The sequence below is a fragment of the Nitrospirota bacterium genome, assembly GCA_026387665.1.
In the GTDB taxonomy this organism is placed as follows: domain Bacteria; phylum Nitrospirota; class Nitrospiria; order Nitrospirales; family Nitrospiraceae; genus Palsa-1315.
The window spans coordinates 240777-255243 of the sequence record JAPLLG010000008.1 but is presented as its reverse complement, the minus strand read 5'-3'; the positions used below and the strand labels follow the sequence as shown (position 1 = coordinate 255243).

The 14467-nt window shown below is 59.4% G+C and carries 17 protein-coding genes; 4 read left to right on the top strand and 13 right to left on the bottom strand.

Annotation, left to right across the window (positions count from 1 at the left end; all coding sequences use genetic code 11):
• From NT179_08570 to ffh, 7 genes are read right to left on the bottom strand one after another with little or no spacing between them, the layout of a single operon-like run.
• The gene (locus NT179_08570) at positions 1 to 393 is read right to left on the bottom strand and encodes a YraN family protein (GenBank protein MCX5722066.1); all 393 of its coding nucleotides are present in this window, start codon (positions 391 to 393) and stop codon (positions 1 to 3) included.
• On the bottom strand, positions 390 to 1028 hold the full coding sequence (locus NT179_08565; GenBank protein MCX5722065.1) for a ribonuclease HII: 639 nt from the start codon (positions 1026 to 1028) through the stop codon (positions 390 to 392). Before NT179_08565 ends, NT179_08570 begins: the two co-directional genes overlap by 4 nt.
• A 60-nt stretch (positions 1029 to 1088) precedes the next feature.
• Entirely contained in the window at positions 1089 to 1511 is a 423-nt protein-coding gene (rplS, locus tag NT179_08560; protein MCX5722064.1) for a 50S ribosomal protein L19, read from the bottom strand.
• On the bottom strand, positions 1508 to 2299 hold the full coding sequence (gene trmD, locus NT179_08555; protein ID MCX5722063.1) for a tRNA (guanosine(37)-N1)-methyltransferase TrmD: 792 nt from the start codon (positions 2297 to 2299) through the stop codon (positions 1508 to 1510). Before trmD ends, rplS begins: the two co-directional genes overlap by 4 nt.
• Positions 2289 to 2825 carry a ribosome maturation factor RimM gene (gene rimM, locus NT179_08550; protein MCX5722062.1) on the bottom strand — a complete coding sequence of 179 codons (537 nt, stop codon included), beginning with the start codon at positions 2823 to 2825 and terminating at the stop codon, positions 2289 to 2291. The genes trmD and rimM overlap by 11 nt, the downstream gene beginning before the upstream one ends.
• A 3-nt stretch (positions 2826 to 2828) precedes the next feature.
• Complete coding sequence (gene rpsP, locus NT179_08545; GenBank protein MCX5722061.1) at positions 2829 to 3125, bottom strand: 30S ribosomal protein S16; 297 nt, start codon at positions 3123 to 3125, stop codon at positions 2829 to 2831.
• Positions 3126 to 3172: 47 nt separating this feature from the next.
• A complete protein-coding gene (ffh, locus tag NT179_08540; GenBank protein ID MCX5722060.1) occupies positions 3173 to 4519 on the bottom strand; it encodes a signal recognition particle protein in 1347 nt (448 codons plus the stop codon).
• 235 nt (positions 4520 to 4754) lie between these two features.
• On the opposite strand from ffh, the gene NT179_08535 reads away from it, so the two are divergent.
• Positions 4755 to 5015, top strand: coding sequence for a DUF4321 domain-containing protein (locus NT179_08535; GenBank protein ID MCX5722059.1), 261 nt, complete (start codon positions 4755 to 4757; stop codon positions 5013 to 5015).
• A gap of 201 nt (positions 5016 to 5216) precedes the next feature.
• On the opposite strand, the gene uvrB is transcribed toward NT179_08535, so the two are convergent.
• The 6 genes from uvrB to NT179_08505 all read right to left on the bottom strand — a co-directional run bounded on the left by uvrB (position 5217) and on the right by NT179_08505 (position 11132).
• The gene (uvrB, locus tag NT179_08530) at positions 5217 to 7220 is read right to left on the bottom strand and encodes an excinuclease ABC subunit UvrB (protein MCX5722058.1); all 2004 of its coding nucleotides are present in this window, start codon (positions 7218 to 7220) and stop codon (positions 5217 to 5219) included.
• A 124-nt stretch (positions 7221 to 7344) separates the two neighbouring features.
• On the bottom strand, positions 7345 to 8685 hold the full coding sequence (locus NT179_08525; GenBank protein ID MCX5722057.1) for a DEAD/DEAH box helicase: 1341 nt from the start codon (positions 8683 to 8685) through the stop codon (positions 7345 to 7347).
• Positions 8686 to 8835: 150 nt separating this feature from the next.
• Complete coding sequence (locus NT179_08520) at positions 8836 to 9132, bottom strand: RNA-binding protein (GenBank protein MCX5722056.1); 297 nt, start codon at positions 9130 to 9132, stop codon at positions 8836 to 8838.
• A 266-nt stretch (positions 9133 to 9398) separates the two neighbouring features.
• Positions 9399 to 10199 carry a hypothetical protein gene (locus tag NT179_08515; protein ID MCX5722055.1) on the bottom strand — a complete coding sequence of 267 codons (801 nt, stop codon included), beginning with the start codon at positions 10197 to 10199 and terminating at the stop codon, positions 9399 to 9401.
• Positions 10200 to 10220: 21 nt separating this feature from the next.
• The gene (locus NT179_08510) at positions 10221 to 10472 is read right to left on the bottom strand and encodes a hypothetical protein (protein ID MCX5722054.1); all 252 of its coding nucleotides are present in this window, start codon (positions 10470 to 10472) and stop codon (positions 10221 to 10223) included.
• A gap of 162 nt (positions 10473 to 10634) precedes the next feature.
• Complete coding sequence (locus tag NT179_08505) at positions 10635 to 11132, bottom strand: hypothetical protein (protein ID MCX5722053.1); 498 nt, start codon at positions 11130 to 11132, stop codon at positions 10635 to 10637.
• 11 nt (positions 11133 to 11143) lie between these two features.
• Here NT179_08505 and NT179_08500 point away from each other — a divergent pair, with 11 nt between their 5' ends.
• Genes NT179_08500 through NT179_08490 form a run of 3 tightly spaced genes read left to right on the top strand, consistent with a single transcriptional unit; the run spans position 11144 to position 14461 of the window.
• A complete protein-coding gene (locus NT179_08500; protein ID MCX5722052.1) occupies positions 11144 to 12709 on the top strand; it encodes a TolC family protein in 1566 nt (521 codons plus the stop codon).
• Between the two features lie 8 nt (positions 12710 to 12717).
• A complete protein-coding gene (locus NT179_08495) occupies positions 12718 to 13434 on the top strand; it encodes a CPBP family intramembrane metalloprotease (GenBank protein ID MCX5722051.1) in 717 nt (238 codons plus the stop codon).
• 7 nt (positions 13435 to 13441) lie between these two features.
• Complete coding sequence (locus NT179_08490) at positions 13442 to 14461, top strand: ribonuclease Z (GenBank protein ID MCX5722050.1); 1020 nt, start codon at positions 13442 to 13444, stop codon at positions 14459 to 14461.
• Positions 14462 to 14467 lie beyond the last annotated feature (6 nt).

The following is a 14467-nucleotide window of genomic DNA, read 5'->3' as shown; positions in this document are numbered from 1 at the left end:
TTACCAGCGGAGATCGTCCCCCGCTACTTCAAACGCGTTCTGAATATGCTCGATCTGAGAAATGTCGGCATCCGCCCCCTGCAGCAGGACGACATCGAATCGGCAGGGCCGATCCTTGAGATGGTGCCGGGCCAGATACTGCGCCGCCAACTGGATCAACTTCTCCTGCTTCCGCTGATGAACGGCATGGATGGCCCCGCCGAACGCATCGGTGCGCCGCGCCTTCACCTCGACAAAGACCAGCACCGGCCCATCTTCCGCCACCAAGTCCAACTCCCCCACCGACGAGCGCAGGTTGCGCGCCACGATTCGATACCCCTTGCGGCGCAAATACTGCTCTGCCGCCGTCTCGCCTTCTTGGCCAAAGAGCTTCCGGGGGTCGAGGCTGGTCACGGAGTCGTCCCTGGACAGTCGCCCAGCCCGCTCAAAAGCTGGGCGACCGGGGCGAAGGTGCGTCGATGGATCGCGCAGGGGCCATGTTGCGCAAGCCGCTGCAAATGCTCTTCCGTCCCATAGCCCTTGTGGGCAAGAAAATTATACAGGGGATAGGTCCGATGGTACGCGGCCATCATGCGATCGCGCGTCACTTTGGCCACGATCGACGCGGCCGCAATCGAGATGGACAGGGTGTCGCCCTTAATGATCGAGCGTGAGGGAATGGCGAGATTCGACAGGGTGACGGCATCGATCAAAAGACAATCAGCCGGAGGATTCAGCGAGGCCAGCGCGCGACGCATGGCCAGGCGAGTCGCTTCGAGAATATTGAGGCGGTCGATCTCCTGCTCCGTGGCGACCCCCACACCGATCCCGCGAGCCCGCTCGACAATGACCTCATAGAGCCGCGCTCGCTCAGATTCGGAAACTTGTTTCGAGTCGTTGACACCGGTCAAGCGGCAACGAGAAGGCAGGACCACCGCCGCCGCGACGACAGGGCCCGCCAGGGGGCCCCGTCCGGCTTCATCCAGACCGGCGATGCGGCGATAGCCGCGCCGTCGGGCTTCCAATTCAAATTCGTCGGTCGGTCCCACGATGCGGCCCCGCGATGCGTCCAGTGAACGGGCACCCGTCGACGGAACCAGGAAAAACGACTAGGCCTTCGGAGCCGCAGCAGCTTCTGCCGGCGCTTCGACCTTGCGAGCAACCCCGGCCTTCGCCTTCGGGCTCGCGACGAACTCCCGATCTTCGACCTTGGCAAACTTGCCCTTCTTCCCGCGAAGATAATAGAGCTTGGCCCGACGCACCTTACCCTGGCGCATGACCTCGACGCGCGTGACGATCGGCGAATGGATCGGGAAAATTCGTTCCACACCGACGCCGTAGGAGACCTTGCGCACCGTGAAGGTCTCGGTGTTCAGCAACCCTTTACGGGCGATCACCGCGCCTTCGAACACCTGAATGCGCTCTTTTTCCCCTTCGACCACTTTCACGTGCACGCGAACGGTGTCGCCGATTTCAAAAACAGGCGCCGCCGGCTTGGTGAAAGACTGCTGTATCCGTTCTAAGCGATTCATGAGACTACCCCTTCCTCCCCACATCGAACAGGCGTGCCAGCCACGCCTTCACGAGTAAGTTCGTCTAGCAATTGTTGATCTTCGAGACTCAAGACCCGATCCCGCAACAGATCCGGCCGTCTCTGATACGTACTTCGCAAGGACTCCTTCCGACGCCATAGACGAATGACCTCGTGATGTCCTGAAAGCAACACTTCCGGCACGGCCATCCCTCGAACCTCCGCCGGCCTCGTATAGTGCGGATATTCGAGCAACGAATCCGTAAACGACTCTTCCTCAATCGACTCCGGATCGCCCAACACACCGGGGACCAAACGGGCTGCGGCATCGATAAGCACCAGCGCCGGCAACTCGCCTCCGGTCAGCACATAATCCCCGACGGAAATTTCTTCCGGCTGCAAGGCCAGCCGCACACGCTCATCGACGCCTTCGTAGTGGCCGCAGAGAATGACCAGCCGACGGGTGTCCGCCGCCAGGTTCTTCGCATAGGCCTGCGTGAACGGGCGACCGTGCGGAGACGGAAACAACAACCGGATCTCTTCACCGGCCACGGCATACTCAGCCTGAATCTGTTCCACCGCGCGCAGGATAGGTTCCGCCTTCATCACCATCCCGGCCCCGCCGCCGTAGGGCACGTCGTCCGCCACTCTGTGGCGATCGAGCGTGTAGTCGCGCAGGTTGTGTACGCGAATGTGCAAGAGCCCCTTTTCCTGCGCCCGCTTGAGAATGCTTTGCGCGAGCACCGGCGCCACCATATCGGGGAACAGGGTCAAGATGTCACAGCGCATGGCGATCCTCAACCAAATCGTCGATCCCGCGAACCAGCATCCGGCGACGCACCAGATCCACCGACGTCACAAAGCTCTTCGCGGCCGGAATGAGGACTTCCTCCGTCCCCTTGCGAACCACGAAGACGTGATTGTCCGGTATCTCCAAAATCGTCTCCACCACGCCGACCTCGTCGCCCCGCTCGTTCTCGACCGTCATCCCGATGAGGTCGCACTCAAAGTAGACGCCCTCGGCCAGCGTCGCCGCTGGACGCCGCGGCACTTGGATCAACCCCCCGCGCAACGCCACAGCTTCTTCCGGCGTCGTCACACCGACAAAACCCATAATGTAGGTCGAGCCGGCGCGTCTGACATGCGCCACCGTCTTCTCGACCACCTGTCCCGTCGGCGCCACCACCTGCACCTGCTTCAGATGGTCCAACCGGCCAGGCACATCGCTCAACAATCGCACCTTGAACTCGCCGCGCACGCCAAAGTGGCGCTCGATCTTGCCGATCGTCACAAGATCTGCCGGCGCCGTGGTCACGTATTACGCGCCCTTCTTCTTCGCGGCTTTCCCTGCGGCTTTTTCCGCTTCAAACGTCTTCCAGACGCCACAACGACGGAGCAACGTCTTGACCGTGACGGTCGGCTGCGCGCCCTGGCGCAACCAGCTCAACACCCGTTCCTGCTTCAACTCCGGCAGACCCGCTTCCTTCAAGGGATCGAAGATCCCCAGAATTTCCAGAAACCGCCCATCGCGCGGCTTCCGTGAATCCGCTGCGACAACGCGATACAGCGGTCGTTTATGTCGTCCCGTTCTCGTCAATCTCAAATGAACAGCCACTAGACTCCTCCTTCTATACAACACACCATGATGATGACTATCGACCCTTACATGGATCGCAGAAGTTGCGCCAACTGCCGGCGGCCTCCCGACCCTGCCATAACCTTGGCGATTTTCCTCGCCGAGAGAAACTGCTTAATTAACCGATTCACTTCTTCCACCTTCGTTCCGCTGCCCCGGGCAATCCGCTTCTTCCGGCTTCCGTTGATGAGCGTATGATCACGCCGCTCGCGCGCCGTCATCGAGTCGATCATCGCCGTGACCCGCTTCATCTCCCGCTCAGGCATCTGCCCGTCCATCGCCCCCTTGAGCTTCTGGCCGCCCGGCAGCATCCCCAAAATCTGGTCCAGCGAACCCAGACGACTGACCTGACTCAACTGAGCGCGGAAGTCTTCCAGCGTGAACGTCGTGCTGGTCAACCGCTTCTGCGCATCCGCCGCCTGCTCGATCGTAAAGGTCTCTTGGGCCTTTTCGATCAACGAGAGCACGTCGCCCATGCCGAGGATGCGCGAGGCCATCCGGTCGGGATGAAACAACTCCAGCGCGTCCAACTTCTCGCCCACGCCCAAAAACTTGATCGGCTTGCCGGTCACCGCCCGGATCGACAACACCGCCCCGCCCCGGGCGTCGCCTTCCACCTTGGTCAGGATGATGCCGGTCAGGCCGATCCGTTGATCGAACTGGCTGGCCATCGTGACCGCATCCTGGCCCGTCATGGCATCGGCCACCAAGAGTACTTCATGCGGCTGCACGGCAGCTCTCACCGATACTAACTCTCCCATCAACTCATCGTCGATATGGAGACGGCCGCCGGTATCCAGGACGACGAGATCGTACCCCTGCTCCCGTCCACGCTCCACGCCGGCCTGGCAAATGCGGACGACATCCGTATGGGAAGCCTGGGCCGGATCGACTCGATGCACGTCGATCTCAAGGTCGCGACCCAGACTCGCCAACTGATCGCCGGCTGCCGGTCGCCGAGGATCTGCCGCAACTAGAAGCACCCGCTTCCCCTGCGCCTTAAAATACCGCCCGAGCTTGCCGCAGGTCGTGGTCTTTCCGGCTCCTTGCAGCCCGACCATCATCACGACAGTGGGAGGATGCGAGGCCAACGCCAACCCGGCCCGCTCGCGGCCCATCATCTCACAGAGCTCGTCCCAGACGACCTTGACCACTTGATGGCCGGGGGTCAAACTCTGAAGGACTTCCTGCCCAACTGCCTTGACCCGAACCCGCTCGATGAAATCCTTAACGATCTTAAAGTTGACGTCGGCTTCAAGCAACGCCAGACGAACTTCCTTCAAGGCTTCCGCGATGTTCTGTTCTGTCAGAACTCCAGAACCGCGCAGCTTCTTGAAAATCTTCTCAAACTTTTCGCTGAGAGAATCGAGCATACCGCCACATAGCAAAAGGCAATCGAAACCCCTAGCTCCAAATCTCCGATCACCTCGAAAATTCTAGCAAAAGAGCATCGGGGAGTCTAAAGGACTAAACGGGATGAAGTCAAGGGAGAGCGGGCCCCTGGACCGGGTAGTTTAGCCCGTACATTTTATTGACATGTTGGAGACCTTTCGCTATGGTCCTATCGTTATCTCCTGAGACTACACAAAGACTTATGAGGCGGTTGCCGTGAAGAAATCACCCTTGATTTTGCTCGTTTTTGTGCTCATCGGCGGACTATTAGGCGGCGTCTTTGGGGAAATCCTCCGGGTCATGGCCCCACAGGGCGCGATTCAGGCGATTTTCTCCAGCAATTTCAACCCGGGCATCAGTCCACCGCTGACGATCGACCTGGTCCTCATCAAGCTCACGTTTGGCTTGGTTCTGAAAATCAACTTACTCAGCCTCCTCGGAATGTTCTTGGGCATCTATCTCTACAAAAACGTTTAACAGGCTGCTGAAAAAGCCCGCCAGCTTCGTTCTCGCCTCGAAAGCATCCTCAACGTAGCCAGAGGCTACGCCTCCGGTGCTTTCATCGGCTGCGGCCTTGCTGGACGGCCTTTTTGAGCAGCCTGCGAAGCCGCTCTCCTCTTTTTCCTGACGTACAGGCTATTGAACCGCTGCTTACCGGAACAATCTTTCTGCAACCCGCTAGACATCCGATTTCAGCTCTAACTCTCTCAGCTTCAACGCGCGAATCTTGTTTCGGATGGCTGCAGCCCTCTCAAACTCCAACTTCTTGGCGGCGGCTTTCATCTCCAACTCCAGCCGTTTGATGACCTGTTCGGTGACTTCCTCCGCTCCATAGAGGGCCGGCGACTCCGCGACCAAATCCAGCTGCGCTATATCCACTTCCGCTGTGGCATAGTCGAGGGACCGCACATCCTTCGTGATGCTCGTGGGCACGATGCCGTGTTTGGCATTGTAGTCTGCCTGAATCGTGCGCCGGCGCCCTGTCTCATCGATCGCCATTTGCATCGACGCCGTAACGGTATCCCCGTACAAAATTACATGGCCCCGCAGATTCCTCGCGGCCCGCCCGGCCGTTTGGATCAACGATCGATAGGACCGAAGATAGCCTTCCTTGTCCGCATCCAGAATCGCCACCAGCGTGACCTCCGGGAGGTCCAATCCTTCACGCAGCAGATTGATCCCCACCAGCACGTCGAATACCCCGCGCCGCAGGTCGCGGATGATCTCAGCCCGTTCCAACGTCTTAATGTCGGAATGCAGATAACGCACCTTAATCCCGAGATCGTGGTAGTACTCGCTCAAATCCTCCGACATGCGTTTGGTCAAGGTGGTGATCAATACCCGCCCGCCCTGCGCCACTTCAGCCCGCACTTCGCCCAGGAGATCATCGACCTGGCCCTTAGCCGGTCGCACCTCGATGACCGGATCCATCAGACCGGTCGGGCGGATGATCTGCTCGACGACTTCTCCCACCGTATGCCCCAGCTCATAGGGGCCCGGCGTCGCGGACACGTACACCGCCTGCGCGAGACATTGCTCAAACTCGGCGAACTTGAGCGGCCGGTTATCGACCGCCGACGGCAATCGAAAACCGTACTCGACCAAGGTCCGCTTCCGCGAGTAGTCCCCCTCGTACATCCCGCCGACCTGGGGAACCGTCGCATGGGATTCATCCACGATCAGCAAAAAGTCTTTGGGGAAATAGTCGATGAGCGTCGGCGGCTGTTCGCCTGGCGCGCGGCCACTGAGGTGCCGCGAATAGTTCTCGATGCCGTGGCAATAGCCCATCGCCCGGATCATTTCCAGATCGAACTTGGTGCGTTGCGCGATCCGCTGGGCCTCCACGAGCTGATTCTGTTTCTTGAAATAGGCGACGCGTTCATCCAGTTCTTCTTCGATGCCCGTAATCGCCCGCTCGTACCGATCCGGCGCAATGAGATAGTGCGTGTTCGGATAGATCGCGACTTTCGGCAGCTTCCCGAGCGACTTCCCCGTAAGCGGGTCGATTTCGTGAATGGCGTCGACCACGTCGCCGAACAGCTCGATCCGGACGGACACCGCGTCATTCGACGCGGGGAAAATCTCGATGACATCGCCGCGGGCCCGGAAGGTGCCGCGATGAAAATCCACATCACTGCGGGCATATTGAATCTCGACCAGTTTGGCCAGAATCTTCTCCCGCCTCATCTCCATCCCCTCTTCGAGGAAGATCACCATCTCGTGGTAGACCTCCGGCGACCCCAGGCCGTAGATGCAGGAGACCGACGAGACGATCAGCACGTCGTTCCGTTGAAGCAGCGCGGACGTCGCCGCATGCCGCATCTGATCGATCGCATCGTTCACGGAGGCGTCCTTGGCGATATAGGTGTTGCTTTGCGGGATGTAGGCTTCCGGCTGGTAGTAATCGTAGTAACTGACGAAATACTCCACCGCGTTGTGGGGAAAGAACTGTTTGAACTCTTGATAGAGCTGACCGGCCAGCGTCTTGTTATGGACCAGCACCAGGGTGGGCTTCTGCACCTGCGCCACCACGTTGGCCATGGTAAAGGTCTTGCCGGACCCGGTGACACCCAGCAACGTGTGATGCTTTCGGCCAGCCGTAATCCCGGCCACCAGCTTGTCGATGGCCTGGCCTTGATCTCCGCAGGGCTTGAATGGGGCTTCGAGTTGGAACAGCGGCATGGAACGACCTTTCAGCCGTTATCTTACCATCGAACAGCGCGTACGCACAGAAGCGCGCCAGGGGAGAGGGACTGGCCCTCAACACACCACCGGCCCCTTTCGGGGCCGGCAGCAGCTGAGTGTCTTAGTAGCGTGAATGCCTGATCGCGCCGACCGGGGCTCCCGGTCTATGAGCGGAACCACGGTTCTCACCCCCGAAGGAGCGTCGACCAGCCGGCTCCGAGCTTCGGCGGGGCCGCGCGCGAGGATCCTGATAGTCGCTCGCCGGCATAGGAGCCGGAGTGGGAAGAGCGGCCAGCACGGGAAGCGCGAGCTTCGTCGTCTCGATCTTCAACTGTCTCACCATGCGAAGATACTCTCGCTCTTCTGACTGCGAGAGAATCAGGAAGGTCGACCCTTCCTTCTCTGCGCGACCGGTCCGGCCGGTCCGGTGGACATACGAATTCGGATTGGTCGGCAACTCATAATGAATCACCTGCACCACATCCTGAATATCGAGGCCTCTGGCTGCCACATCGGTCGCCACGAGCGAGCGGATCTTGCCGGCCCGAAAGGCGCCGAGCGTCCGTTCCCGCTGTGCCTGGCTATGGTTGCCGGTCAAGGAACCGATCGAAGACGGTTCCCCGCCCAAATGGGCCGCCAATCGCCGCACCTTATACTTTTGATCGCAGAACACCATCGACCGCTCCCCACCCTTCAACGCATGGAGCAAGGTATGCACGAGCTGTGTGCGCACCTGGTCTCCCGGCACGACATAGTAGGCATGCACGATCGTCGTCGGACTGTTGATCCCAGGGTCAACCGCGATGCGCGCGGGATCGCGCTGCATGCTCTGCGCGAGCGTCTGAATGTCCCCCGAAAATGTCGCGGAGAACAACAGCGTCTGACGCTCAGCTGGAAGGAGACGGATGATCCGCTGGATGTCGCGCAGGAATCCGCGGTCCAACATCTGATCGGCTTCATCCATCACGAGAAACGTCACGCCGCCCAACTTCAAGTGACCGGACCCGGCCAAGTCGAGCAACCGGCCCGGCGTTCCGACCACCACCAAGGGAGGCCGTTGCAACGCGCGGTACTGCCGTTCGATCGGCGTGCCGCCATAGACCGACAAGGAGGTCACGGACGCCGGAGCATACTTGCGCAGCTCCATTTCAATCTGAAGCGCCAGCTCACGCGTCGGCGCCAGCACGAGAAACTTCGGGCCAGCAGAATGGCTCGGTCCGCCAGACTTGGCATAGGGGCCAGGCGCGGGCGCCGAGGCCTCCCGCCGCATGACTTGTTCGATAATCGGCAGCAAAAACGCCAGGGTTTTGCCGCTCCCTGTTTTGGCCTGCGCCATAATATCCCGACCTTCCAGCGCCACGGGAATGGCAGCCTGCTGCACCGGTGTCGGTGTCGTCAGACCAGCCTGTATCAGGCGCTGGGCAAGGGAGGGCTGTAGATTCATATCAGCAAACGTAGACATAGAACTCCTTGTACGGGGCAAACTTCCTGGGACTGCACGGTCCGACCTCGTCAGAGGGCCGGGAAACGCATCGAAGTGATGGGCAATTCTAGGAAGGAAATAGCGGGGCTGCCGGATAGGCAGCCCCGACGTGAGAAACACTCGCTAGGATTAGTACCGGTCTCCGCCGCGGCCACCGCCGCCGCCACCAGTGCGGGGCTCCTGCGGACGCGCTTCGTTGACGGTCAACGTGCGACCACCCAACTCAGTGCCGTTCAGCGCAGTGATCGCTGATTGCGCTTCCGAATCCGAGGACATTTCCACGAATCCAAACCCGCGGGACTGGCCGGTGAACTTATCCGTGATGATTCTGGATGAGGTCACTGCTCCATGAACAGCAAACAGATCGCTCAGCTGTTGTTCAGTTGTGGAATAAGGCAAACCGCCGACGTAAATCTTAGAACCCATTGGGCTCCTCCTTTGAAAATATGTGTTGTCTTGGACTGGAGATCAAAGTGAGGAAGGAATGGGCCGAAGACGCAAAGACCATGGCGACTCAAGGCTGGCTTCCGATCAAATTCCCACACAAAACCAAAACAACATCTGTCTGAGGCCTTGTCACTCTCTGCAGTATCACCACCAGGCCCTTCGCGATGACACACAAACGACACTGTACTCCTCAAGCCCCTCAAATGCAAGCGATGGCGCAATCATGCGCGAAACAAGGTTGCTCGCTAATAGGCCGCAGGGGCAGACAGCGGGCGCTGTGAAAACAGGGGGATGGCATGCAAGCTGTCAAAATCTAAAGAGGTTTCCCCTCGAACCAGGAGCCCAACTTGCCCGATCGCCAGCGACTGATCTTCAACTGTCACGACGAACTGCCCGTCAAAGAAGGTCTCGATAAAGTCCTTGGTGAGGGTGGTATTTCGCTGGATTCGCAACGTATGCCAAGGAACCCCTTTGGGCAGAATCAGCGCCTGCGCAAGTCTCAGTTCCTTGCCATCTACCACTCGGCTCACGTCCAACGTCTTGGTCGCAAGATTGACCACCGCGGCATAAAAGTGCGTGGCATCCTTCACCCCGAATACCACTCCGCCCACCCCTGTTGCGGCGTCGAGGGGGAATCGCATCCGGACCGACACATCCGGATATTCATACTGAAACCCGTTGGCGACGATCAACCGGTAACAGGTTGCGGCTTGGCAGGATGAATTCACGGCCAGAATGTTGGCCGCCGAAGGGGCCTCGCGGTCACCCTTGATCGTCCAGTCTGCAGCCGGCCCCTCGCCAAACCCCAGCATCGAGAATCCGGCCGGTGCCTCGCCGGACTGTTGCTGGTCGAAGGTCCAGCGATTGAACAGTCCCTCCCGGGACTGATCTTTCAAGTTGGCTTCTTTTTCCGCATGGCTCTCAAGCTGAATGGCCTGCGACCGCTCGACAGACAGGCTCCAGTCACTGGCAATAGCAGCCAGTGCGCATAGCAGGAAGACCCTGCCGATGCGCCCAAACCGAATACGAATGCCCCGCTCTCTCACGTCTATCCCCTCAATCACTTTTTACTTCGATGGCCGCTTCTTAAGATCCAGAATATCCTGCTGGAACCGGTCTCGCGCCGCGGAGATCGCCTTCCGCCGTTGCCATCGATCCCAGGTCCACCATCGAAGGCGACTCCGAAACGGGACCACCGGCGGTGGCACACTGCCCCCAGGCGCATGCTGAAAATCATAGCCCTGGCGCGACTCGCGATTCTCAAAGAATCGGCGGTAGAGATGATCGTATAACCCTTTGCCTGAGTCGCCTGCGGCCACGGCACCCTCCCTACAATACGCTCAACATCTTCACGCTCCGCTACCGGAGCCAACCAAATCTAATCCCCGCTGCCCCCTGCGCTCCGGGACTGTTGCTCGATCCGGGCATAATACCTCCGCGCTCTGCCGAAAGAGAAGAGCCGCAGCAAGACACGCTGACAATTAGGGGATCTCGTCGAGAATATTGGACTGAATCGACGGCACAGGCGCAGCTTGACGTGGAGGACCAGGCAGGACGAGCGGTGAACCGCCCTGGTTGGCGCCCTGGATCAGTCCGATCGACAATTGCGGCCCGAGCGTGGTCACAGCCCCGCTCCAGGCCTGGCCGGTCGTGGGATTCCGAAAACTATACGATTGAAAATTACTTCCGGGATTGTAGAGAAATCCCTGCGTGCCCTGATTGTCGAGATAGAGATTGCCCGGGCCGGTTAAATTAAACAGCGGCGCGACCCCTCCGTCGAACGAGCGAACACTGGAGATCGATTGTCCCCACGCCTGCGAATCCAGCGACGACAGTCCCCATGCGAGCAGAGCCAGCGCACAAAACACCGCAGGCAGCATAGGTTGCGTGACGCGATGGATCTGGCATCTCACCAAACTTAGCCCATGACAGATTCGCATAAATTCATTATAGTACGTGGCATATTCTTTGTCGATCACAGGGGGGGGCCATGGAGCAGCATACAGGAACAGATGGATGGTGGCGCCCATGTTGTTATGCCGTCAGCCTTAGCCTGATCCTGGCACCTGGACTCAGTTGGAGTCTGGAAATTAGCAAAACTCCTCCCACGGAAAGGCGGGAGTCCATCTCCCTGGCCGACGCGGCACTCCAAGCGCTGAAACATAATCTGGACATCAACATCAGCCGCCAGACGAAGGAGAGCCGACAGGCCGACATCACCGTCGAACAGGCCAAGTTCGACCCGACGCTCAGCGTCAACGGTCAATACAACCGAACGGTGAACCCGCTCAACCGGCCGGTATTCGGCGGAACCCCCGGCGCCTTGGGCGAGATTACGACCTTCGATCAACGGAACCACTCCGTCACGCTCGATGCGACGACCAACTTGCTCACCGGCGGCAACGTCGACATGAACTACAGTCCCGCGCGGACAGCGGTGAATCAAAATGCGGCCAGTGGCTTCCTGTTCAACCCTTCTTACACCGGCGGCCTCGCCCTGACGCTCACACAGCCCTTGCTCCGCAACGCCGGCCTTGACGTCACCAAGACCTTCATCCGCGTCGCGCAGAACAATGCCACCGTGGAAGAACATGTCTTCCGCGATCGCGTCCTCACCGTCCTGGCCACGGTGGAACAAACCTATTGGGAAGTCGTCTTCGCCAATGAGAACCTGAAAGTGGCGGAGGCAGCCCTGAAGGCCGCGCAGGAGCTCCTGGCCAGCAACCGCGCCAAAGCGAAGGCGGGCGTCATGTCGATCGTCGATGTCCTCCAAGCCGAAGCGGCCGTCGCCTCGCGGGTTGAACAGGTCCTGATTGCGGATAAAACGATTCGAGACCAGGAGGATCAGTTGCGCCGCCTGCTCAATCCAGCGGAAGAGGACCTGCGGCAGGACTTACGCTTGACCCCGCTCGACCAACCAGTCGTGACCCTCGAACCCATCAGCCTGCAGGAAGCCATCGACACGGCCATCGCGCAACGGCCGGAAATCGTCCAGGCGAAAAAGAATATGGAGTCGAGCGACCTCAATACCAAGTTTGCCAAAAACCAGATCCTCCCGACCCTCTCCTTCCAAGGCACAATGGGCATGGCAGGGCTCGGAAAAGACTACGCTGATTCCGTGAACAAAAACTTCAACGGCGATTACTACAATTATGGCGCGGGCCTCGTCTTGAGCTATCCGCTCGGCAACCGCTCTGCCTGGAGCACCTACAACAAGCGGCAGCTGGAGGGCAAGAACGCCGAAGCCTCGCTCGTGAGTGTGCGGCAGCAGATCATCGTGGGCGTGCGCGAAGCGGTCCGCCGCGTCCAGACGGATTTCAAACGGATCGAGACCACCCGATCAGCCAGAATCATGGCAGAGAAACAGTTGCAGGCGGAGCAAGAGCGGCTAAAAGTAGGACTGAGCACGACTCGCTTCGTCCTCGACTTCCAACGAGACCTTGCGACGGCCCAAGGGAACGAATTACGCGCCACAGTCGACTACAACAAAGCGCTCTCCAACCTCGCGCGGCACAAAGCCACCACCCTCGACCGCTACAACTTCCAACTCAACTGACGGCCTCCATGATGGAGCCCGGGCCTGGTCCTCACGCAGCACCGACTCAGGCAGAAGAACGGGGCGCGGTCCTCGCGCTGCTCCCCATCGCCGCGACGCTCGACTTCTATGCCCTTCCCGCCGCGCTCCAAGAACAGACGCTCGTCCAATTCGCGCCACAGATCCTCGCCTATCTGGCCTTCGGCCTTTGGGCCACACAGAACCGCGGTATCGCGGCGCGGCTCGGGTTGGAACAACGAAATATAGGGGAGGGTCTTCGTTGGGGGCTCCTGACCGGCTTGCTGCTCGGTTGCCTCAACAGCGTCGTGATTCTCTCGATCTCTCCCTCTCTGGGCTATGACATCGGCTTCCTGATAACGACGCCGCATGCCCAACTGCCCCTCTTCGTCATGGTCCCCTGGTTCATCTGCCTCATTGCGCTCTTTGTCGAAATCAACTTTCGCGGCTTTATGCTGGGACGGCTGCTTTCCTGGGGGAGGCAACTGCTTGGTCCGAAACTCTCTCCACTGGCGAGCGCCATGGCGCTGGGAATCAGCGCGATCACATTTGCATTCGACCCCTTCATGGTCAATACTTTCCAGCACCTCCATTGGATCGCCCTCTGGGACGGTCTCATCTGGGGCATCATCTGGCTGAGAACCAATAACCTCTATGCCACGATCATCGCCCACGCCGTGGAAGTACTGGTGATGTATTGCGCCATCCGGGCTACCCTAATGCCATGAGCGATCCATGAACCCTTCCTTCTCCAGTGTTCTGGTAAATGACGTCTTCGGGGACCCTGGCGTCTATGTCGAGGTTCGCTGGTCGAAGCAGGCGCTGCTGTTCGACCTCGGCCACAATGACGGGCTGGGAGCGAGGAGGCTCCTGCGAGCCAACGACATCTTTATTTCCCACACGCACCTGGACCACTTCATCGGCTTCGACCGAGTCCTGCGAGTGGCCTTGGGGCGGGGCAAGACCGTCCGGCTGTTCGGCCCTCCCGGACTCATCAACAATGTGCAGGGCAAATTGCAGGGCTACACCTGGAATCTAGTGGATGGCTATCCCCTGACCCTGGACGTTCAGGAATTTCATCCTCAGGAAATCAAACGGACCCTATTCCGCGCCACCGACTCATTCCGCCCCGACGCACAACCATCGCGCGCGCTCGCACAGGAACCAGCCACAGGCCGATTCACGGTCCTCACCGATCCCATGTTCACCGTGAACGCGGTCGCCTTGAACCATCGCATTCCCTCGTTTGCCTATTCCCTGGAGGAACAATTCCATATCAATGTGAATAAGCAGAAGCTCCACGAGGCGAACCTGCCGGTCGGCTCCTGGCTCAAGGATGTGAAGCAATACGTCTGGCAGGGGCAACCGGACGAGTTCCGCTTCACGGCCACCCTCTACGATGAACACCACCGCGAGGAGCGGGAGCTGATATTGGGCGAGGTCAAAGAACGGTTTTGCACCATCTCACGAGGGCAAAAGATTGCCTACGTGGTCGATGCCAGATTCGACGAAGAGAATGAAGCGAAAATCATTGCCCTCGCTCAGGGCGCAGACCTGCTCTACTGTGAATCACCCTACCTGGAGGTCGATGCAGAAAAAGCCCGCAGCCGCTATCATCTGACCGCCAGACAGGCAGGCCTCATGGCACGCAAGGCCCAGGTGCGCGACTTAGTCGTCTTTCACTTCTCACCCCGGTATACAGGACAGGGCGAAGCCTTGGAGCGAGAGGCGAGAGAAGCGTTTCAAGGAACCTGAGGAGAG